This window comes from Gordonia sp. DT219, from assembly GCF_049847065.1.
In the GTDB taxonomy this organism is placed as follows: Bacteria; Actinomycetota; Actinomycetes; order Mycobacteriales; family Mycobacteriaceae; genus Gordonia.
In genome coordinates this window covers 253,047-271,993 of the sequence record NZ_JBNCNR010000001.1, presented here as the reverse complement: position 1 = coordinate 271,993, position 18,947 = coordinate 253,047, and the positions used below count along the sequence as shown (strand labels likewise).

Sequence of the window (18,947 nt, the reverse complement as noted above, 5' to 3'; positions counted from 1 at the left end):
CACTTTCGCCCCGAGTGGCTTTGCACCCCATGCTGCTTACATCTTGAGTATGAGCACCACGGCGATCACCCACCCCCGCGAACGGACTATGGCCGCGTGGCGATCTCGGCTCGGTGTCCTCGCGTCCCGAGGTGAGACCACCGGCCCTCGCGTCGACGAGTGCCGAGCTGCGCTGTCGTGGTACAGGCTGCGCGCCGCCCTCGACCGCGAGGTCGCCGCCGGGTACCTCGACCCCGATCGCGCCGAGGATCTGCTGGAAGAGGCGGTGGGAACGATGACCTGAACCCCGTGCATCCACCCGCGACCCCTCCATCCGAGATCTGAGGAGACCGACCATGACTACCACCGAGACGACTATCGAGGGCCAGATCCTCGACCAGCTCCACCGACTCGACCCCGACGCCGACGACCTGATCCGACTGTCGACGGTGCTGCGCCGGATCGACGGCACGTTCTGGGCCAAGCAGGAGGCCGTGACCGCGCTGTTCGACCGATCCGAGATCTCCGTCGTGAAGATCAACGGCGTGCCCTACATCGGCCTGTGCGACGGGTTCTGCCGAGACGCCGAAGCCGCCGCTGCCCAGCGCGGCGAACGCCGCGTGCCGGTGGTGCTGTGATGTCCCCGTTGATCGGCGCTGTCGCCACCTTCGCGGCTGCCCGGGGCGCCGGACCCGCCTTCGACATCATCGCCGCCACCGTCACGGCCCTGATCGTCACGGCCCGTCGATCGCTGACCAAGACCACCGCCCCCATCGAATTTCCCTGCCCTACTGAACAGCTCGTGAGGAGTTGACCATGACCATCACCCCCGGCGTCACCGGCTACGGAGTGAAGCCGCGCGCCTTCTTCGACCCGCCCGCCAAGACCTTCTCGCAGGACGAGAAGCGCGCGCGTCGCCGCCGACATCTACCGGTGAGCTATGGCCGCGACTTTGACCTCGCCGCCGAGATTCACGGCGTCATCCGGCCCGTCGCCAACCGGCTCACCGCCGCTGGGCTTGTCGCCGACGTCGACGAGATCGGCGAGGCCGTACGGGAGCTGTGTGTCATCTGCGCCGATCTCCTCAACGACGCCAAGATCTCTCGTATCGACTACACCAGCCGAAGCCGTGCGCGCGCTGCGCTCAAGACACTCACCAAGCAGCCAGTCCCCGAGATCTCCCGAGCCGCCCTCGCCGATGGATCGTGGCCCGACATGCTCGCCGACATGGCCGCACCGCTGTCCGGCTCGCTCGCGGATCTCCTGGGCCGAGCGAATCCCTCGGCCAGCGATCAGGTCGTCGAGGCACTTCGCCTGCTCGACCGCGCTGTTCTAGACCTCGACCGTCGCATCGACCGAGCGATGCTGTTCCGCTCCCAGAATCCACACGCGCCCAGCCAGTCTGAGCGTGACGACCCCGAAGCCGCCCGCCGCACCCTCGCCGACCTCGGAATCCAGATGAAGGCCCACCAGTGACCACCCCAACTCCACAGACGCTCAACCCCATTGAGTTCGACGCACCGCTGGTCAACCAGTCGCCGGACGGGCTCTACACCGTGACCACCTTCGTCTCCCAGGCATCCGACGTGCCCCGATGGCTCGCCTCGGGCGTGCGGGTACGCCCACACAATTACGGCGGAGAATCCGCGTTCGGCGTCTGGGACGCCCCGTGGTGCGGAGACCCCGGCGACTCGATCAAGGACGGCGAGCGCCCCGGCCAGCCAGACCCGTTCGACCCGTACACGGTGTGGGCGTTCGACATGTGCGACCTCACCGTCCCCTCCCAGCAGGAAGTCCGCGAACGGGCGGCGCAGAACCTTCGTCTGATCGAGCCCGTCGCCGTCGAGCGCGAGTTCGCCGCCCGCCTGCTCGCCGACGCCGGTACCGCTGAGCCAGCCGCCGATCTTGTTGCGGCTGTGGGACATATCGAGGCGCAGTTCGCCGTCACCAACACGGTCGGCCTGATCCACGCCAGCGCCGGTCTCGCTGCCCTGGCCGACCGGTACGGCCTGATCATCCGAAACGGCGGCCAACTCAAGTCGCCCTTGGGCCACACGTGGGTGTTCGGCGGTGGGTACGTCGAGGGCCTGGACCAGACCATCGTCGGTACCTCGCCGACGTTTGGGTGGCGCAATACCGTCGAGGTCCGCGAGACGATCGAGGAGCGCTACAACCAGTTCGTGGTCGTCGCCGAACGCTCGGTGGTCCTCGGCTACGAGAAGGCGGTGGCAGCGGCCACCCTCACCCCCTGACCAACTGTCCCGCGTGGCGATGAGGTCGGCTCCTCGCCACCACACCGACGCCGGTCTGGGCTTGGCTGTGGGCCGCCAGACCGGCGTCGGTCAACCTCAATCCTCCAGGAGCAGTGCAGAAATGAAGGCCACCAAAGCCCAGCGCGACCGCTTCGCCACCGCCATCCACGAGGCCGCCCACGCCGTCGTCGCGACGGTCTACGGCGGCACGATCTCGTCGGCGGTGCTCACGCCCGACGACCCCGACAGCGGTGGCAGGGTGACCTACACGACCACCTTCACCGACCAGCGGCGCGCCGACATCTGCTTCGCCGGACCCTACGCGGAGGCGTTCGCCCGCCACGGCGGCCCGCCGACCTCACGAGGGCTGCGCCTCCAGCTTGACCGCCACGCCTTCGACGCTCGCGCCATCCGCGAATCGGGCGACCACAGCGGCGCGGTACCCCGACTCGTGGCGAACTGTTGGGCCTCGATCACCGGACTCGCGCACCAGCTCTACACCGACGGCAAGGTATCCCAGTCCGACGTCGACAAGGCGCTGTTCCTGCCCGCCGACGACCCCGACGCCCGCGCGTTCGCGCTCGCCAATATCAGGAGCGGTACGACGCCGGGCACCTTCGGGGTCACCCCAGCAGGAGTGCGGTAGCGCGACTCCTCAGTCCAGCGTCGCCCGTTCGGAGGCCAAACCACGGCGACGCTGATCGGCGACACCCCGGCGGCCCTCCTCATACGCCGGGGTGTCGTCCGCGCGGACGCATACGATCCCTCCATGGGAAAGCTCGCTATCGCATTGAGTGTCCAGCTCAACTTCGACCGTGCAATGGAGCACTGCGACAACCTTGTTCAAGTTCACCAACGTGCGGGCGGTGACGCGAAGGGACGCCGTCGCGAAGAAGTCTCGGTGAACCGCGCGATCATCGTAATTGCCATCGCTGCCTGGCAGGCGTTCGTGCAGGACATGACCAAGCACCTCGTTGACCGGCACATGCCGAACCCGTCGGATCCGAACTACGGGTTCGCAAAGCTGCTACAAGGCAATCTCAACGGCGAGATAACAAAATTCTCCACGCCGAACTCAGAGAACAGCCGCAAACTACTCAAGGCCGTCGGGTTCGATCCGCGCCCGTATTGGACGTGGTCGAACGGCGCGCGGGGAACACGCGAAGTAATCTACAAGCCCCACGAGATTGAGAACCAGCTGCGCGAATGGCTGCTCGTGCGGCATGCGGTCGCGCACGGTCACGAGAAGCTCCCGGAGGTCCGGGTTTTGCAGACAGTCCGGGAAGATTCCGTGAATGCCATCTCGGGGCCGACTGTGCGGCTTGCGGACGCCAAGGCGTGCATCAAGTTCATACGCACCCTCGTCGAGGTAACCATCGACGGCGTTGTGAAGGAAGACGCCACCTTGCAGACACCCCCGGCTCCGTGATCCGGCGAGACTCGCTCTCGCCACCAAACCCGATGTTGTCGGAGCCTGAGCGCACAATCTAGTGCATCATTGATCACACCAGTCACGAAAGTGAGGCCAGAATGGCTGGCGACGACGGCAAGATCACCGTCCACCTGGAGGGCCGTGCACTGGCTCCTCAGGCGGTCGCTGATGCCATCGTGCGAGTCGAAAGTCTGCTCAACAGCATTGGAGAGGGCGAGAACCCGCTTCTGACGTTGACCGAGCTTCGCGGCGGCAGCGCCCACATAACGATGGCCGTACGGGACGGGGCGATCGACGAGCTGAGTTCTGGCCTCGACGAGCTTCGCCAGCACCCCGTGCTCCCGCACGGGTGGAGTCGCCCATCACTACAGGCGTTAGTCGGCCTCGCGAAGGTCTCCGAGGTGCGCGGCGTCGAGGAGATCCGCCTAGACATAGACGACACCGTGGCAGCGATCGACGACGAGATCCGGCTCAATGCTGAGGCCGCGCTCACCCCCTCGTCGGTCTCGTTGGGCGCGGTGCGCGGCGTGATCTACCGATACATCAACGACACCACCAAGAAGGGCCACCATCGGCGTGAGGCGGGCCTGCGGCGCACAGATACCGCCGAGGCGATAGTGCTTAGGTTCACCGCCGATGACGCCGCGAAAGTCCGCAATCACCTTGAGGCCGAGGTCGAGGTCTGGGGCGTGGTAGCGCGGGACATGACCGGGCAAATTGACCACCTCGACGTAGAGGGCATTGAGCCAGTCGAGCCCGACGACGAGGCCCCACCCAACAACGGGCGGGGGCTACTCGGAAGCGACTGGACGGGCGGGATCGACCCCGTGGAATGGGTGAGGATGCAACGTGACTGAGAAGCTGGAACGGGTGGTCGTTGATAGCTGCGTCGTACTCGACCTACTGATCGATCAGGACCCCGAACGTACTGCGAGCGCCGCACACCTAGTTGACGGTCACGGCAAGCGTCACACGATCGTGGTCCCTGCCATCGTCATTGCCGAGATTGCCGGTACGGGTGAGGTACGTGGTGACCATCTCGGCCCGGCGATCCGGGCTGCGCGAATTGCCGACGTCAAAGCGTGGATACGAGCGTCGAACTTCATGGTCGCCGAGTTGTCCGAGCGGGTCGCCCGCCGTGCCGCCGATCTCGCGGTCGCGCACGGTCTCAAGGGTCCCGACGCGACCGTCCTGGCGACCGCTGAGCAAGTCGGCAGCCCACACCTCTACACACGCGACGGCAAACTACTTGGTTGCGACGGACAGCTCGGGTTCAAGATCACAGAGCCCGGCCCGCCGCCACCGCCGCCACCGCCGGACCCTCAGTACGATCTGTTCGAGGAAGCTAGCCATCTCAATTGATCGTCACTGCTCGTCAGTCCGGCGGCGACGGTCGCGCCCAGTTCCCAGCACACTTCGCGCCCGTCCCTCGTTCAACTCACGGACCGGGGCGGGACGTTGTGGCGACCGACTGCCTACAGCTAATCGCCTGTGCCCGTGTCTACCTCGGGTTCAATATGCCATCGGTGGGCCTCAGGCGTAATCATCGTGGTTGCCCAGTTCTTCCAGCCAATTCTCCTCAGCCACCCTCGGAGCGCCGAGCGGAGTTTGCCACACGGCCCGATACCCGACATTGTGCGTTGGCGGCATCTGGTATTCCCGGGCACTCATATCTACGATCCAGGTTTTCATCATCGGGTCCCGGTCGCGGAGCTCAGCAATACGCTCCTCCTCGCGGCGCTCCTGACGTACCGCAACCATCTCGCGCTCGAACTCTTCGGCAGCTTCGGGGATCTCAACTCGGATCGACTCGCCCGGTGCTACCTCATCGCACTCGCCAACGGCGGACCACTCATCAACATAGAACGTGGCCCGCACGCGATGAGCGGTGTCAGTGCCGTCGTTGCGGAGTTCGTAGACGTCGGGCTCAACGATGATGTGCGACCACTCAATGTCGTGGCGTTCAAGCTCGCGGTCCTCGGCGCGGCGCGAGATCGTGTTGGCCTCCTCGGCAACCCCTTTCGCCTCGATGGCGATCTCGTTCGACTTCACAGCCAGTCCTACGGCCTCGGCGGAATCCCGGCTGCTCTTGTCGGCGATATCGCGCGACTGTTTGCTGTAGAGCAGCGCCCAGATCGCCAGGCCGACACCGGCGAGACCCACTACCGGACTAACGATGGTTGCAGCATCGGTAAGGTCCACTGTCACCCCTCCATCAGACCGGCGGCGACGGTCGCGCCCAGTTCCCAGCACGCCTCCAGCACCGCCTTGTCGGGCTTGTTCGCGGCGATGACGTACTCGGCGGTCTTCTCCCAGCCGAGTCCGGCGGTGATCCGGTCGACGGCGCTCTCCGCACCCTCGGTGCCCTCGTTCCCGTGCAGGTACAGCCCGAACGGGCGGCCCCGCGTGGAGTCGAGGATCTGGTAGTACGAGCAATCGAAGGCGTGCTTGAGAGCACCTGAAATCGACCCGAGGTTCGCCGGGCTTCCGAGCACGTAGCCGTCGGCGTCGAGGAAGTCGCTCGCCGACACCGATAGCGCCGCGCGGCGCACCACTTCGACGCCCTCGATCTCGGGGTCGGTCGCACCGCTCACCACCGCCTCGAACATCGCCTGGCAGTGCGGTGAGGGCGTGTGGTGGATGATCAGCAAGCGCTTCATGCCGCTGACCTCCAAGAACATCTAATAGCGGGGTTATCGCAACTCAAATGTTTGAGCGCCCCGGAGATATAGCCCAGATTGGCCGGACTACCCAACAGGTAGCCGTCCGCGCCGAGCATGTCCGTCGGCGTCACCTCCAGTGCGGCCTTGCGCACCACCTCGACCCCCTCGATCTCGGGGTCGGTGGCGCCCGCGACGACCGCCTCGAACATCGCCTGGCAATGCGGCGACGGCGTGTGGTGCACCACCAGCAGGGTTGCCATCACTGCCGCCCGCGGTATTGGGCCACCGCGCGCTTCATCATCTCGCGCGCCCGGCTGCGGTCGCCGGCGTAGTCGTAGGCGCGGGCGATGCGATAGGTGTTGCGCCAGTCCTCCGGATCGGCCTCCCACTCCTGCCGCACCTCGGCGAACAGCTCGTCCGCGGCACCCGGTTCGATCCGTCCGGACCGGCGGCGCGGGAGGTCGGAGACATCGAGTTCGCGACCCTCCTCGGCGATCGCGCGGGCCAGCCGCTGATGTTCGATGCCCGCGCGCAGCGTGGCCACGATCATCCAGATCCCCAGGAACGGCAGGATCAGCACGCCGACCCCGATCCCGATGCCGGCCGCGGTGCCGCTGCTGATGAGGTCGACGCCGCGTTGGCCGAGCAGCACGAAATACACGCACATCGCCACCACGAGGAAGCCGATCATCCAGACGATGGGCCGGGCGTCGCGCTCGCGCTTCTTCGGCTTCGGATCGTCCGGTCGGGAGTCGGGGGCCACGTGCGTCACTTCCTACAGATCCATCAGATCGTCGAGACCCACGGTCAGTCCCGGGCGGTCGGCGATGCTCCGGACACCGAGCAGCACTCCCGGGACGAAGGACGTGCGATCCATCGAGTCGTGCCGAATGGTCAGCGTCTCCCCCGCGGTACCGAGCAGCACCTCCTGGTGGGCGATGAGACCGGCCAGGCGAATCGAGTGCACGTGTACCCCGTCGACCTCCGCGCCGCGGGCACCGTCGAACTCGGAACTCGTCGCGTCGGGGCTCGCACCGACCCCGGCGGCCGCACGTGCCTCGGCGATCAGCGCTGCGGTGCGGTAGGCGGTTCCCGACGGCGCATCGGCCTTGGCCGGGTGGTGCAGTTCGATCACCTCGACGGAGTCGTAAAAGCGGGCGGCCTGCTGAGCGAAGCGCATACAGAGCACCGCGCCGATCGCGAAATTGGGGGCGATCAGCACTCCGACACCCGGATCTGCGTCGGCGAGCCACTGTCGTACCTGTGCGAGCCGCTCGTCGGTGAAGCCGGTGGTGCCGACGACCGCATGAATACCGTTGTCGATCAGGAACTTCAGGTTGTCCATCACCACGTCGGGATGGGTGAAGTCGACGACGACCTCGGTGTCGGTGTCGGTGAAGAACTCGGGCGCGTCACCCTTGTCGACGCCGGCGGTGTACACGAGATCGTCGGCCTGCTCGATCCCCGACACGATCGCCTTGCCGACCTTGCCGTTGGAACCGAAGACCCCAACCCTGATGCCCTGAGTCATTCCAGCCTTTCGTCGACGGTGCGCCCCACCATGTGATTGCCACATCGATGCCATGCGAACCCGTCCCCGAGTCTATGGGGAGCCGTTGTGGCCCGGTATCAGGGCACCGGGTGTGACGGCCGGGACGGGCGGCTTCGGGAACCAGCGCCTCAGTAGATCGGCGCATCGCCGCGACGGTGATCGAAGACCAGCGAGGTGGTCGTACCGGCGACCTCGCGGCGCGAATTGAGCATCTCGACGAACAGTCGCAGCGCCTCGGTGTCGGCGGTGGCCACATGCAGCAGATAGTCCTCGGAGCCCGCGAGGAAGAAGACATCGATCACCTCGTCGTGACCGGCGATCTCACCGACGAACCGCCGGATCTGCCCGCGGGCGTCGGACTGCAGACTCACCGCGACCATGGCACGCAGCGGCCGGCCCACCGCAGCGGGATCCACATCGGCGAAGAAGCCTCGGATCACCCCGAGCTCCCGGAGCCGGCGCACCCGGCCGTGGCAGGTGGAGGCCGCGATGCCCACGCGCGCGGCGAGATCACTGTTGGTGACCCGCGCGTCGATCTGTAGGTGCCGCAACAGTTGCCGGTCGGTCTCGTCGAGTTGACGCCGAACATCCTTCGGCGATCCGGGCATCAGCAACCTCCTGGTCGACGGAACCTCGCAGAATCCTCGAGATCGGAGAATCATCGTCAGCGGTGTTGTGCACTGCTCGAAGCTCCTTCACGCTTGAGGCTAGTTCATCGAGGAACGTTCAGCCACGAGCATTGCCGTCGAGGTCGCACCGTCGTGGACGGTCCCCGCGCCGGCCGTGGAACCCGACCACAGCGAAGGACATCCGGACATGCGTATCGGCATCCCCACCGAGATCAAGAACAACGAGTACCGCGTCGCCGCCACCCCGGCCGGTGTCGCCGAGCTGACCCGATACGGCCACGAGATCGTGGTCGAATCCGGCGCCGGTCTCGGCTCGGCCGTCACCGACAACGACTTCAAGGCCGCCGGCGCCCAGATCCTCACCTCTGCCGACGCAGTGTGGGAGCAGGCAGAGCTCGTACTGAAGGTCAAGGAACCGGTCGCGGCGGAGTATTCGCGCATGCGGACCGGGCAGGTGTTGTTCACCTATCTGCATCTCGCGGCCGGCCGCGCCTGCACCGAGGCGCTGCTGACATCCGGGACCACGTCGATCGCCTATGAGACCGTGCGCGCGTCCGATGGTTCGTTGCCCTTGCTCGCCCCGATGAGCGAAGTGGCCGGGCGGCTGGCTCCGCAGGTCGGCGCCTACCACCTCATGCGCTCGGCAGGCGGACGCGGCGTGCTGATGGGTGGCGTGCCCGGGACCGAACCGGCCGAGGTGGTCATCGTCGGCGGTGGTGTCAGTGGCCAGAACGCAGCGATGATCGCGATGGGAATGGGCGCGCAGGTCACGGTCTTCGATCTCGACATCACGAAGCTGCGGACGATCGACGCGCGTTTCGGTGGCCGTGTGCGCACCCGGTACTCCACCACACTTGCTCTCGCCGAAGCCGTCACACAGGCCGATCTGGTGATCGGTGCCGTCCTCATTCCCGGCGCCAAAGCACCAACTCTGGTGTCCAACAGTCTTGTCGCCCAGATGAAGCCGGGTTCGGTCCTGGTCGACATCGCGATCGACCAGGGCGGCTGTTTCGAGGATTCACGGCCGACAACGCACGACGACCCGACGTTCGCTGTGCACGACAGCGTCTTCTACTGCGTCGCCAACATGCCGGGCACCGTGGCCCGCACGGCAACCCAGGCACTCACCGGCGCCACCCTCCCCTACGTGCTGCGGCTCGCCGATGACGGGTGGGAGGCGGCCTGCCGCGCCGACGCCTCGTTGGCCGCCGGCCTGGCCACCCACCGGGGCCGGCTCTACGCCCCGGAAGCCGCTGTAGCGCTGGATATCCCGGCATCGCCTCGGCCGTTCTGAGCAATCGGGTTCCGCATGCCGGGCGCCTGATCGGCCCTGCGTACCGAAGAATCTCACTGAGTCCAAACCTGTCGCCGACGCCGCGATCGCGGTGTGCTCGACGCGTCTGACGTCGGCGAAGGAGCGCAATGGGATCGGCCAACAACTGCACAGTGATATCGGAGAACCAGACAGGGATATCGGAGAACCAGACAGGGACACCGGAAAACCAGACAGGGACACCGGAAAACCAAACGGAGACATCGGGAACCGCGCGGTGACAACCGGGGCCGAACAGGCGGTGACCTCCGGAGCCCAGCGGGCGGTGACCTCCGGAGCCCAACGGGCGGTGACTCCGGACGAGGGCGTGCTCGACGACGTGGTCACCGCGTCCCTGCTTCGGGATCACCGCGCATTCGTGCGGCGCCGCGGCCGCGTGGTGCGGTATGACCCACAGGTCGCGGGATTCATCGGCCATCCGCCCGACATGACCGACGACGACTGGCACCACCTCCGGGAGCTCGTGCCGCCGGACTCGGAGTTCACCCTGCGGAATCTGACCCTGACCGGCGCACCGGGCGCCGGAATCCGCGTGGTCTCCACACATCTGGCAGTGCAGATGACTGGGGAGCACCTGACCACCCGAGACTCCCCGGCCCTCAGCACTCTCGGGCCGTCGGATGTCGGGGAGATGCTCGACCTCGTCCGGCTGACCCGGCCCGGCCCCTTCTTCGAGCGGACCATCGAGATGGGCACCTATCTCGGGATCCGGATCGACAGACGACTGGTCGCGATGGCCGGCGAACGCCTGCGCCCGCCGGGCTGGACCGAGATCAGTGCGGTGTGTGTGCATCCCGAGCATCGCCGGCGCGGACTCGCCGCCACTCTCGTGACCGCCGTCGGCGCCCACGTCCGGTCACAGGGCCGGATCCCGTTTCTGCATGCCGCCGCCGGCAACGAGAACGCCATCCGCCTTTACGACCACCTCGGGTTCCGCCTGCGCAGAAATGTCTCTCTTACCCGCTTGCGCACGCCGTGACGGCACCAAAGAACCGCAGCGATTCCAAATATGTTGGCGATCAGACGAATAGGGCAGCCTTTTCCCGGGACCTCGATGCGGCACACGACAGATGTGAGCGCCGGAGGAGTCCTCGACCGAACCGGATGGGAGCAGCCTGTGGGCCACACGAAGGATTCAGTTCTCGCGCACGATGAGGCGGCGTCGGGGCTCGTCCACGATTCTGTGATCGACGCGATCGGACACACTCCGCTGGTTCGCCTGAACCGCGTGAGCGCCGGCCTCGCACCGACCATCCTCGTCAAACTCGAATTCCTCAATCCCGGTGGCAGCGTGAAGGATCGGGCTGCCCGCGAGATGATCCTGGCGGCCGAACGCGACGGCCACCTGAGCCCCGGCGGCGTCGTCGTCGAAGGCACGTCGGGCAACACCGGCATCGGCCTGTCGATCATCGCAGCCGCACGCGGCTACTCATCGGTCGTCGTCGTCCCGGACAAGACCAGCGCCGAAAAGACCGCACTGCTGCGTGCTCTGGGCGCACAAGTGGTGGTCACCCCGGGTGGCCGGCCGGTCGGGCACCCCGAACACGTGCGCAGCGTCGCCGAACGCATCACCGCCGAAACGCCCGGTGCCTGGCTTGCCGGCCAATACGACAATCCTGCCAATCCGGCGGCACACTACCGGACCACCGGGCCGGAGATCTGGAACCAGACCGGCGGCAACGTCACCCATTTCGTCGCCGGTGTCGGCACCGGCGGAACCATCACCGGCACCGGGGAATACCTCAAGGAGGTCTCCGATGGCCGGGTCCGGGTCCTCGCACCGGACCCGCAGACCTCGGTCTATTCGGGTGGCGACGGCAGCGCCTACTACATCGAGTCGATCGGGCACTACCTTCATCCCGACACCGTCGAAGACCTGTGGCCGCAATCGTATCGACCCACGGTGGTCGACGAGTTCATCGGCGTCTCCGACCGCGAGGCCATCGACACCGCCCGATCATTGCTCGCCCTCGAAGGGCTGCTGGTAGGTGGCTCGGGCGCGCTGGCCGTGGCCGGCGCGCTGCGGGCCGCACAGCACCTGGGTCCCGACGATGTGGTCGTCGTGGTGATCCCGGATTCCGGACGCAACTACCTCTCCAAGTATTTTGACGACAACTGGTGTGCTCGTTGGGGTTTCGCTGCATTCCTAACACCCGGGGAATCGACGTTGCGGGACTCGGTATTCGGCGGGTCGGCACCGAACGGTTCGACCGGCGGCTATCGCGGGCTCCCGACCACCGCAACCGTGGCACAGGCCCGCGCGCTGGCCGCAGACCTCCCGACGATCCCGATCCACCTCCCGCGCTCATCGGAGCGCGTCGTGGGCGCCGAAATCGTGGGTTCGGTGGCCGTCACCGCCCTCGACGGTCTGCCCGACAGCACGCCCCTGGCAACGATCCTCGGACCCGTTCCAGCGCTTGCCGGAATCGACGAATCGACACGCGCCGTTGCCGAGCGGGCCGCCGACAGCGCGATCGTGGTCGTCCTCGCCGACGGATATGCCGTCGCCACCGCGCCCACGGGGTCATTGCTCCACCGCTGAGTCCGTACCGCAACCGCAACCGTCACGCAGCTGCGATCAGCCAGCCGCACCCACACAGCATCTTCAAGGAGACCCGGCATGGCCGAGCACGAGAACACCCCTGATGACACACCGGGCGACGCCACGTCCCCGGAGACACCTGCGTCCGACACGCCACCGTCAGACGCTTCCGCATCCGGTCGATCCGATGACTCCCCGCAGGAAACACCGGTCGAGGCCAATGTCGATCTCGAAGAGACGAAGGGGCTTTCGCGTCGACGCCTCCTCACCGCCGGTGCGGCCGGTGCTGCGGTCGTGGCCGCTGCCGGCCTCGGCGGCTGGGCGATTCTGCGCAACCGGAACCAGGGCACGGCGGCCGCCGACGGTCTGACCGTCACCAAGTCCTGGGCCGGCCGCCAACTCACCCTCACGTTGCCCAGCGGTGTGTGTGACGCCCCGCTGGTCGCCGCCTACGAGAAGGGATTCTTCAAGAATGCCGGCCTGAACGTGGTGTTGAAGAAGACCGGCACCGACGAGGACCTGCCCGCCGCGGTCGGCTCCGGCAAATATGTGGCCACCAACGGCATCTTCTTCAACTTCCTCGGCCCGATCTACAACGGCACCCCGGTGAAGCTGTCCGGCGGCCTGCATCACGGCTGCCTGGATCTCTATGCGCGCAACGACGGTTCGGTACCGACCGTTGAGTCGTTGCGTGGCAAGAAGATCGGGGTCAGTAGCTTACAGGGGTCGGCGACCAACTTCTTCTCCCTCGATCTCCTCGACGCCGGTATCAACTCGAGTCCGGCCGCCAAGCAGGTGGAATGGGTTGTCATCGAACAAGACCTGCTGCCCAAGGCGCTGCAGGACGGCAAGGTCGACGCCATCGCCACCGCCGGCGGATTCCTGCCGATCATCCAGGGGGTCCACGACGGTTGGGCCAAGGAACTGTCCAACAACGACTCACTCAGCCGCAACTCGGCCTATCCCTGCTGCGCGGTGGCCCTCAACAGCGACTTCGTCTCACAGGATCCGGTCACGGCCGCCAAGCTCGTGAACGCCTGGGCGCAGGGATCGCGTTGGGTCGGTGCGAATCTCGAAGAGATCGCCCACATCGAGTCGACCAAGAACTATGTGCCCGACAAGCCGGAGAACATCCTGCCGGTGCTGCGGACCATGACCTTCGACCCGTCACCACGCAATCTGCAGCAGCAGTTGCAGCCGGGAATCACCAAGTTCGTCAAGACCGGGTTCCTTCCCGCCGACACCAACCCGTCCGCGCTGGCCGATCAGGTGTTCGTCAACCTCGGCCTGAACTTCTGAGAGGACCGCTCATGGCGATCACCACGTCCGGTCTCGAGACCGGCACGCGCGCAGCGGCACCCGCCGACTCACCCGATCCCCAGCCGGCGGGACGACCACCCGCGTCGGTCTCGACGGTCCAGGGCACCGAACGCATTCACGCAGCGCTCGACAAGGTCACCCGCCCAATCCGGGTCGACCCGCTGCTGGTGGGTTTCGCGGTCCTCGCGTGGGGTGCGTTCGCCGCGATCGTGGCGTTCGCGCCGCACAGCGATGCTCTGGCCTTGCGCGACGTCACCCTCATCAGCCGGTCGTCGACATTCACCGCGACCGCCGGTGTGGTCGTCGCCGGGATCGGCGTCGCCCTGTGGGTGCTCAGCACGCTGGACCGTCCGGCAGGCAAATGGGCATCTCGGCGCCTGTCACACTCGGCGGCCTGGCTGGCCGGTTCGGCGGTGTGGATGATCTTCTGGGAGGTCTCCACCGCCACCACCGCCCTGCTCGAGCCACCGTATTTTGTTTCGCCGCAAGCAATCCTGTCCCGTCTGTGGGAAGACCGCGTCATCCTCGGCGAGAGCCTCGGCAACTCGTTGCAGTTGCTCGTGGTCGGATTCGTGGCGGGCCTGATCGCGGGAGTGGCCACCGGTGTGGTGATCGGCTGGTGGCAGAGCGCGAACTACTGGGTGCATCCGGTGCTGATCTTCCTCGGCCCGGTGCCGACACTCGCATGGGTGCCCATCGTCTTCGTCCTGTTCCCCACCGCGTATTCGGGTGCGGTCTTCTTGATCGCCCTGTCGGTGTGGTTCCCGTTGACGGTGGTGACACGGGCCGGCATCGTCAGCGTCCCCAAGTCGTATTTCGATGTGGCACAGACGTTGGGCGCCGACAACCGCTTCCTCGTCCTGCGCGTGAGTCTGCCCGGCGCGTTGCCGAGTATCTTCACCGGCGCCTTCATGGGCCTGTGTTCGTCATTCGTCAGTCTCACCGTAGCCGAGAACTTCGGAGTCAATTCCGGCCTCGGCTGGTACCTGAACTGGAAAAAGGGTTGGGGCGACTTTCCCGGTGTGTATGCCGGACTCGTCGTGCTGATCGTCGTCTGCGGACTACTGCTCGTGCTGCTGTTCCGGCTGCGCGAACGAACCCTGCGCTGGGAGAAGGAGTTGACCCGATGGTGAGCGGTGCCGCGATCGAGATCCGCAATGTCACCCAGGCGTTCCGCAGCGCCGGAGCCGACCTCCCCGTTCTCGACGATGTGTCGTTGTCGGTGTCGCCGGGCGAGTTCGTCGTGTTGGTCGGTCCGAGCGGTTCGGGAAAGTCGACGCTCATCCGATTGCTCGCCGGACTCGACCGCCCATTGTTCGGCACCGTGAGCGTCGACGGCCAACCGGTCACCGGACCAGACCCCAGTCGCGCGTTGGTCTTCCAGGATCCGACGCTGCTGCCGTGGCGAACGGTCCGCGGCAATGCCGCCCTGGGCCCGCAGGCCAGAGGCGCCGGACGCGAGTCCCGAAAGCGGATCGACGACGCCCTCGAGCTCGTCGGACTCAGTGACTTCGCCGACGCCTGGCCTGCGCAACTCTCCGGTGGTATGGCTCAACGCGCGGCGCTGGCTCGTGCGTTGGTCAACGATCCCTCGGTGTTGTTGCTCGACGAGCCGTTGGGACGCCTCGACGCGCTGACCCGGCGCGTACTCCAGGGCGAGTTGCTGCGGCTGTGGCGGGACAAGGGATTCACCGCGGTGCTGATCACCCACGACGTACCCGAGGCACTCCTCTTGGCCGACCGTGTGGTGATCCTCTCGCCACGCCCTGCCCGTATCCGCGAGACCCTCACGATCGACCTGCCCCGGCCACGGGATCCGGCCTCACCGGAGTTCGTGGCGCTGCAGGCGGGGATTCTGGCGCTTCTCGACGAAGAGTCGGTCACCACCCCGGATTCGCTGCACGACCGATCCGCTACCGGCTGAGAGGTGCGTCGGCTTCTCCTGTGCCTGCTGGCGGCAGCGGGTGTCCTGACTGTCGCCTCGGCGCTCACGGCGACGGCATCGGTGGCGTCGGCGCATGCGGTCATCGTCGCCACCACGCCATCCAACGGTGCCGAAGTCACCTCACCGCCGCATGAGGTCCGAATCGAGTTCGACGAACCGGTCTCGTTGCCGGCCGCCAATCGTGGTGTCAGCGTGCTCGATTCGTCCGGGGTCGCGGTGGACGACGGCTTGGCCCGACTCGTCGACGGTGGCCGGACACTGCTGATCGGTCTGCGATCTCCGCTCGCCGAGAACACCTATATTGCGAGTTGGTCGGTGGTCTCCGCCGACACCCACCCCGTGGGTGGGTCCATCCAATTCGGTTACGGCGTCCCGGCGATCACGCTGCCCCCACCACCCGGCCGATCGCCCAGCGCCGCGTGGGGATCGACCACCGGAATCGTCACCGGAGCGTTGTACCTCGCCTTGATCGGCGCACTCGGCACGATCCCGATGACACTGCTGCTCGGCGCCTCGCGCCGACGGCGACGGGCCGTGTGGCGGCTGGCGCGAATCTGCGGTGGTCTGGCTGTCGGGATATCGCTCGCACAGATCCTGACGCAATACCGTTGGGATGCTTCGGCGATCCCCGGCGGACCCACGTGGGCCGGCCTGACAGATTTCGCGTCGTCGTCCTATGCGGTCGCGGTGTATGTGCGTATCGCCGCGTTGCTGATGTTGATCCTCACGATCCCACCGCCGCGTGGTGTGCGCCGAGGGGCCGCGTGGGCGCGCGCATGGTGGGCGTTCGAGGGCGTACTCGCACTGTTGGTACTCGCGACGGTGGTCCGCAACGGGCACGGCGGCAACGCTCAGTGGTGGCGCTTCGCCACGACCCTCGTGCACGTGCTCGCAATGGTCACGTGGATCGGCGGGCTCGTCGTTCTCGGCTGGTGGCTCTGGCGTGATCGACTCACGCCGGCCCTCGCGGGTCGACTGCCGTCGTGGTCGCGTTACGCCGCGGTGAGTGTGGCGGCACTCGTCGCGACCGGGATCGTGCAGTCCGTGGTCCAGGTGCGCCATCCCGCAGCGCTGTTCGAGACCACCTATGGACAGATCCTGATCGTCAAGGTCGTCCTGGTCGCCGCGGCGCTGGTCGTCGGGTGGACCGCGCACCGCCGGATCGCCCGCCCCACCGTGACGGCGAACAGCTCGCCGGCTCCGTCACCGCGCATCAGGTCTCGCGTCGCCGTCGAAGCTCTCCTCGGCGCTGTCATCGTGATCGTGGCCGGGCTCCTGTCCTCGGTCGCACCGGCCGCGACCACCTACGCGCCGACCCGCAGCGCCGAACTCGCGGTGGGCGGATACCGGGTCGACGTCGACGTCGGACCCGCTCGGCGCGGTCCGCAGACCTTCCGGGTCACCGTCATTCCGCGCACTCCGGGCACCCCGCCGCCGCAACGGATCGAACTCTCGTTGCGCAATGCGGATGCCGGTGTGGCATCACTGCCTGTCGAGTTCGTGTACCGACTGCCGGGATCGATCGAGCAGGGCCGAGCCGCGTCGGTCACCTTTGTCAGTCCCGCAGTCAACGTCCCCACCACCGGAGATTGGTCCGGAACCCTCAAAGTCGTCCCCGGCTACCAGGATTCGCTTGTGTACGTCGGTGGCTTCACCTACCCCGTCATCTGAGAGCAAGGAGAAGATCGATGAGTACGACCCGACGAACGTGGCGGCACACACCGCGTCGAGTGATGCTGGTGGTCGCCACACTGTGCGGCCTTGCGATGCTCACCGCCGCGCCGGCGGCCTCCGCCCACGTCACCGTCGATCCGGGAACGTCGCCGACCCAGGGCCGCTACGGTCAGGTCCGGCTGCTCGTGCCCAGCGAGGACGACAACTCCCCCACCGTCGGCGTCACGGCCACCATTCCCGACGGCGTCGATCTGACATCGGTGCGAACCCTGCCGATCCCGGGCTGGACCGCGACCATCGACCGCACCGAAACGACCGGATCGCAACGGATCTCCCGTATCACCTGGCAGGCGGCGACTCCCGAGAACGGACTCCGGCCCAGCGAATTCGGGCAGTTCACCTTCTCCGGCGGGCCGTGGCCGAAGAACACGACGTCGATCAGCCTCCCCACCGAACAGCGATACGGCAACGGCACGATCGTTTCGTGGAACGAGGTCGCCGCAGCGGGCCAGCCGGAGCCGGAACATCCGGCGCCGGTGGTCACACTCGCGCCGGCCGCCGCGGGCGAGCACGGCGCCGTCGACGCCCACGGAGCCGAGGAAGCATCCATCGACGAGGCGGCCACGCAGAGTGACGGGTCCTCGTCATCGTCATCCGGGTGGTGGCAGGCGGTGTCGGTGGTCGGTGTGGCGCTCGCACTCGCCGCCCTGGTGGGCATCGCACTGCTGGGGGGCGGTAGGGGGCCGCCGGCCGCACCGCGGTGGTGTCAGCCGAAACCGACACCGCCTCCGAGCATTTGCCCGATACGGACGAGGAGAGGATCGGCTCGTCCAGCTGACGTTGGCGTCTCAGAAATCGATGGTCACCGTGCGCGGGGGCTCGCCGTACGGGTAACGCCGTTCAGTGATGTCGCCGTGACCGTCGTGGTCGATGCGCACGACTGTGCTCGCCCGCGTGCCATAGTCGCCCATCTCGACGAACATCGCCGACAACGCGCGTTCCTGCGCCACCGGCACACCCGTATGCGGAAGATGAGTGTCGTCGGCGATTGTGGTGTCGTGCAGCATATTCAGCAGCACCGTCGGCTCGGCTTCGAGGTTCTCCCGGAGCGCCTGTACGCCGCGTGTGATCTTGGGCCACGGTTCGTCGAGTAGCCCGTTGGACACCCCGTGCAGTCCCGGTGCGACCCGGCTCGTCGTCGCTTCGGCCGGAGCTGCGCCAGGATGGTTCGTCGCCCAATGCATTTCGACGCCATCATCGAGCAACAGGTTCACCGGTGCGTAGTCACCGGCGTGCGCGACAAATGCCGCACACATCCCCGATGCCGGCGCGTCCGTCGTCAGGAAGTCGACCGGCAGCGCGCCGCGGGACCGCTTGTCCGGCAACGGTTGTGCAATACCGTCGCGCACGTTGGTGACCGCGGCCAACCGATGCGAGTCGAGGGTCGAGATCCCCATCCATGTTCCACCGGCCGCAAGGTCCCGTCCACCGATCACCGGCAGATCCGGCCACCGATGTACCGGCTCGGTGCGGCGCGCGAAGAACTCGTCGCGATTGGCGGCCAGCACCAGCCGAAAGCGCGGATGGGCATCGAGGGCGAACAGGATCAGGCACACGCAGGCAAGG

The 18,947-nt window shown here is 66.8% G+C and carries 22 protein-coding genes and 2 pseudogenes; 17 read left to right on the top strand and 7 right to left on the bottom strand.

Features of this window, described 5'->3' with window-relative positions:
* The first annotated feature begins 49 nt into the window (after positions 1-49).
* From ACPXB3_RS01350 to ACPXB3_RS01310, 9 genes are all read left to right on the top strand, one after another.
* The gene (locus ACPXB3_RS01350; protein ID WP_425726058.1) at positions 50-283 is read left to right on the top strand and encodes a hypothetical protein; all 234 of its coding nucleotides are present in this window, start codon (positions 50-52) and stop codon (positions 281-283) included.
* Between the two features lie 52 nt (positions 284-335).
* Positions 336-617 (top strand): hypothetical protein, encoded by a 282-nt coding sequence (locus ACPXB3_RS01345; RefSeq protein ID WP_425726056.1) that lies wholly within the window; start codon positions 336-338, stop codon positions 615-617.
* Positions 617-793, top strand: a complete 177-nt coding sequence (locus ACPXB3_RS01340; RefSeq protein ID WP_425726054.1) for a hypothetical protein — start codon at positions 617-619, stop codon at positions 791-793. The genes ACPXB3_RS01345 and ACPXB3_RS01340 overlap by 1 nt, the downstream gene beginning before the upstream one ends.
* Positions 794-795: 2 nt before the next feature.
* Complete coding sequence (locus ACPXB3_RS01335) at positions 796-1,455, top strand: hypothetical protein (RefSeq protein ID WP_425726052.1); 660 nt, start codon at positions 796-798, stop codon at positions 1,453-1,455.
* Positions 1,452-2,231: a hypothetical protein gene (locus tag ACPXB3_RS01330; protein ID WP_425726050.1), complete on the top strand. Its 780-nt coding sequence runs from the start codon at positions 1,452-1,454 to the stop codon at positions 2,229-2,231. Before ACPXB3_RS01335 ends, ACPXB3_RS01330 begins: the two co-directional genes overlap by 4 nt.
* 121 nt (positions 2,232-2,352) lie before the next feature.
* A complete protein-coding gene (locus tag ACPXB3_RS01325) occupies positions 2,353-2,877 on the top strand; it encodes a hypothetical protein (protein ID WP_425726048.1) in 525 nt (174 codons plus the stop codon).
* A 123-nt stretch (positions 2,878-3,000) separates the two neighbouring features.
* A complete protein-coding gene (locus ACPXB3_RS01320) occupies positions 3,001-3,660 on the top strand; it encodes a hypothetical protein (protein WP_425726046.1) in 660 nt (219 codons plus the stop codon).
* A gap of 101 nt (positions 3,661-3,761) precedes the next feature.
* A complete protein-coding gene (locus tag ACPXB3_RS01315; RefSeq protein ID WP_054719619.1) occupies positions 3,762-4,520 on the top strand; it encodes a hypothetical protein in 759 nt (252 codons plus the stop codon).
* A complete protein-coding gene (locus tag ACPXB3_RS01310; protein ID WP_425726044.1) occupies positions 4,513-5,025 on the top strand; it encodes a type II toxin-antitoxin system VapC family toxin in 513 nt (170 codons plus the stop codon). The genes ACPXB3_RS01315 and ACPXB3_RS01310 overlap by 8 nt, the downstream gene beginning before the upstream one ends.
* A 171-nt stretch (positions 5,026-5,196) precedes the next feature.
* Here the strand turns inward: ACPXB3_RS01310 and ACPXB3_RS01305 are convergent, their stop codons facing one another.
* The 6 genes and pseudogenes from ACPXB3_RS01305 to ACPXB3_RS01280 form a co-directional block, all read right to left on the bottom strand.
* Positions 5,197-5,865, bottom strand: a complete 669-nt coding sequence (locus ACPXB3_RS01305) for a hypothetical protein (RefSeq protein WP_425726042.1) — start codon at positions 5,863-5,865, stop codon at positions 5,197-5,199.
* Positions 5,866-5,867: 2 nt separating this feature from the next.
* Entirely contained in the window at positions 5,868-6,323 is a 456-nt protein-coding gene (locus ACPXB3_RS01300; RefSeq protein WP_425726040.1) for a flavodoxin family protein, read from the bottom strand.
* A gap of 47 nt (positions 6,324-6,370) precedes the next feature.
* A pseudogene (locus ACPXB3_RS01295) lies at positions 6,371-6,586 on the bottom strand (flavodoxin family protein); the annotation flags it as partial.
* Positions 6,586-7,089, bottom strand: coding sequence for a hypothetical protein (locus tag ACPXB3_RS01290; protein ID WP_425703358.1), 504 nt, complete (start codon positions 7,087-7,089; stop codon positions 6,586-6,588). The gene ACPXB3_RS01290 and the pseudogene ACPXB3_RS01295, both read right to left, overlap by 1 nt.
* Before the next feature lie 12 nt (positions 7,090-7,101).
* Positions 7,102-7,857, bottom strand: a complete 756-nt coding sequence (dapB, locus tag ACPXB3_RS01285) for a 4-hydroxy-tetrahydrodipicolinate reductase (RefSeq protein WP_425726038.1) — start codon at positions 7,855-7,857, stop codon at positions 7,102-7,104.
* 149 nt (positions 7,858-8,006) lie between these two features.
* A complete protein-coding gene (locus ACPXB3_RS01280; protein ID WP_425703356.1) occupies positions 8,007-8,486 on the bottom strand; it encodes an Lrp/AsnC family transcriptional regulator in 480 nt (159 codons plus the stop codon).
* Positions 8,487-8,694: 208 nt separating this feature from the next.
* Between ACPXB3_RS01280 and ald the strand changes: the two genes are divergently transcribed.
* From ald to ACPXB3_RS01240, 8 genes and pseudogenes are all read left to right on the top strand, one after another.
* Entirely contained in the window at positions 8,695-9,801 is a 1,107-nt protein-coding gene (gene ald, locus ACPXB3_RS01275; protein ID WP_425726036.1) for an alanine dehydrogenase, read from the top strand.
* Positions 9,802-10,057: 256 nt separating this feature from the next.
* On the top strand, positions 10,058-10,819 hold the full coding sequence (locus ACPXB3_RS01270; RefSeq protein WP_425726034.1) for a GNAT family N-acetyltransferase: 762 nt from the start codon (positions 10,058-10,060) through the stop codon (positions 10,817-10,819).
* Positions 10,820-10,957: 138 nt separating this feature from the next.
* Positions 10,958-12,382 (top strand): PLP-dependent cysteine synthase family protein, encoded by a 1,425-nt coding sequence (locus ACPXB3_RS01265; RefSeq protein WP_425726032.1) that lies wholly within the window; start codon positions 10,958-10,960, stop codon positions 12,380-12,382.
* Positions 12,383-12,460: 78 nt separating this feature from the next.
* Positions 12,461-13,681, top strand: coding sequence for an ABC transporter substrate-binding protein (locus ACPXB3_RS01260; RefSeq protein ID WP_425703348.1), 1,221 nt, complete (start codon positions 12,461-12,463; stop codon positions 13,679-13,681).
* Positions 13,682-13,692: 11 nt separating this feature from the next.
* Positions 13,693-14,835, top strand: a complete 1,143-nt coding sequence (locus ACPXB3_RS01255; RefSeq protein WP_425726030.1) for an ABC transporter permease — start codon at positions 13,693-13,695, stop codon at positions 14,833-14,835.
* Positions 14,829-15,626, top strand: a complete 798-nt coding sequence (locus tag ACPXB3_RS01250) for an ABC transporter ATP-binding protein (RefSeq protein ID WP_425726028.1) — start codon at positions 14,829-14,831, stop codon at positions 15,624-15,626. Before ACPXB3_RS01255 ends, ACPXB3_RS01250 begins: the two co-directional genes overlap by 7 nt.
* A 3-nt stretch (positions 15,627-15,629) precedes the next feature.
* The gene (locus ACPXB3_RS01245; protein WP_425726026.1) at positions 15,630-17,318 is read left to right on the top strand and encodes a copper resistance CopC/CopD family protein; all 1,689 of its coding nucleotides are present in this window, start codon (positions 15,630-15,632) and stop codon (positions 17,316-17,318) included.
* A gap of 17 nt (positions 17,319-17,335) precedes the next feature.
* Positions 17,336-17,809, top strand: a pseudogene (locus tag ACPXB3_RS01240) (YcnI family protein); the annotation flags it as partial.
* 360 nt (positions 17,810-18,169) lie between these two features.
* On the opposite strand, the gene ACPXB3_RS01235 reads toward ACPXB3_RS01240, so the two are convergent.
* Positions 18,170-18,937 (bottom strand): NRDE family protein, encoded by a 768-nt coding sequence (locus ACPXB3_RS01235; RefSeq protein ID WP_425703339.1) that lies wholly within the window; start codon positions 18,935-18,937, stop codon positions 18,170-18,172.
* Positions 18,938-18,947 lie beyond the last annotated feature (10 nt).

What these genes read in the sequence shown, in the direction of transcription:
- ACPXB3_RS01350 (WP_425726058.1), top strand. Translation starts at nt 50, where the DNA reads ATGAGCACCACGGCGATCACCCACCCCCGCGAACGGACTATGGCCGCG.
- ACPXB3_RS01345 (WP_425726056.1), top strand. Translation starts at nt 336, where the DNA reads ATGACTACCACCGAGACGACTATCGAGGGCCAGATCCTCGACCAGCTC.
- ACPXB3_RS01340 (WP_425726054.1), top strand. Translation starts at nt 617, where the DNA reads ATGTCCCCGTTGATCGGCGCTGTCGCCACCTTCGCGGCTGCCCGGGGC.
- ACPXB3_RS01335 (WP_425726052.1), top strand. Translation starts at nt 796, where the DNA reads ATGACCATCACCCCCGGCGTCACCGGCTACGGAGTGAAGCCGCGCGCC.
- ACPXB3_RS01325 (WP_425726048.1), top strand. Translation starts at nt 2,353, where the DNA reads ATGAAGGCCACCAAAGCCCAGCGCGACCGCTTCGCCACCGCCATCCAC.
- ACPXB3_RS01320 (WP_425726046.1), top strand. Translation starts at nt 3,001, where the DNA reads ATGGGAAAGCTCGCTATCGCATTGAGTGTCCAGCTCAACTTCGACCGT.
- ACPXB3_RS01315 (WP_054719619.1), top strand. Translation starts at nt 3,762, where the DNA reads ATGGCTGGCGACGACGGCAAGATCACCGTCCACCTGGAGGGCCGTGCA.
- ACPXB3_RS01300 (WP_425726040.1), bottom strand. Translation starts at nt 6,323, where the DNA reads ATGAAGCGCTTGCTGATCATCCACCACACGCCCTCACCGCACTGCCAG.
- dapB (WP_425726038.1), bottom strand. Translation starts at nt 7,857, where the DNA reads ATGACTCAGGGCATCAGGGTTGGGGTCTTCGGTTCCAACGGCAAGGTC.
- ACPXB3_RS01280 (WP_425703356.1), bottom strand. Translation starts at nt 8,486, where the DNA reads ATGCCCGGATCGCCGAAGGATGTTCGGCGTCAACTCGACGAGACCGAC.
- ald (WP_425726036.1), top strand. Translation starts at nt 8,695, where the DNA reads ATGCGTATCGGCATCCCCACCGAGATCAAGAACAACGAGTACCGCGTC.
- ACPXB3_RS01260 (WP_425703348.1), top strand. Translation starts at nt 12,461, where the DNA reads ATGGCCGAGCACGAGAACACCCCTGATGACACACCGGGCGACGCCACG.
- ACPXB3_RS01255 (WP_425726030.1), top strand. Translation starts at nt 13,693, where the DNA reads ATGGCGATCACCACGTCCGGTCTCGAGACCGGCACGCGCGCAGCGGCA.
- ACPXB3_RS01250 (WP_425726028.1), top strand. Translation starts at nt 14,829, where the DNA reads ATGGTGAGCGGTGCCGCGATCGAGATCCGCAATGTCACCCAGGCGTTC.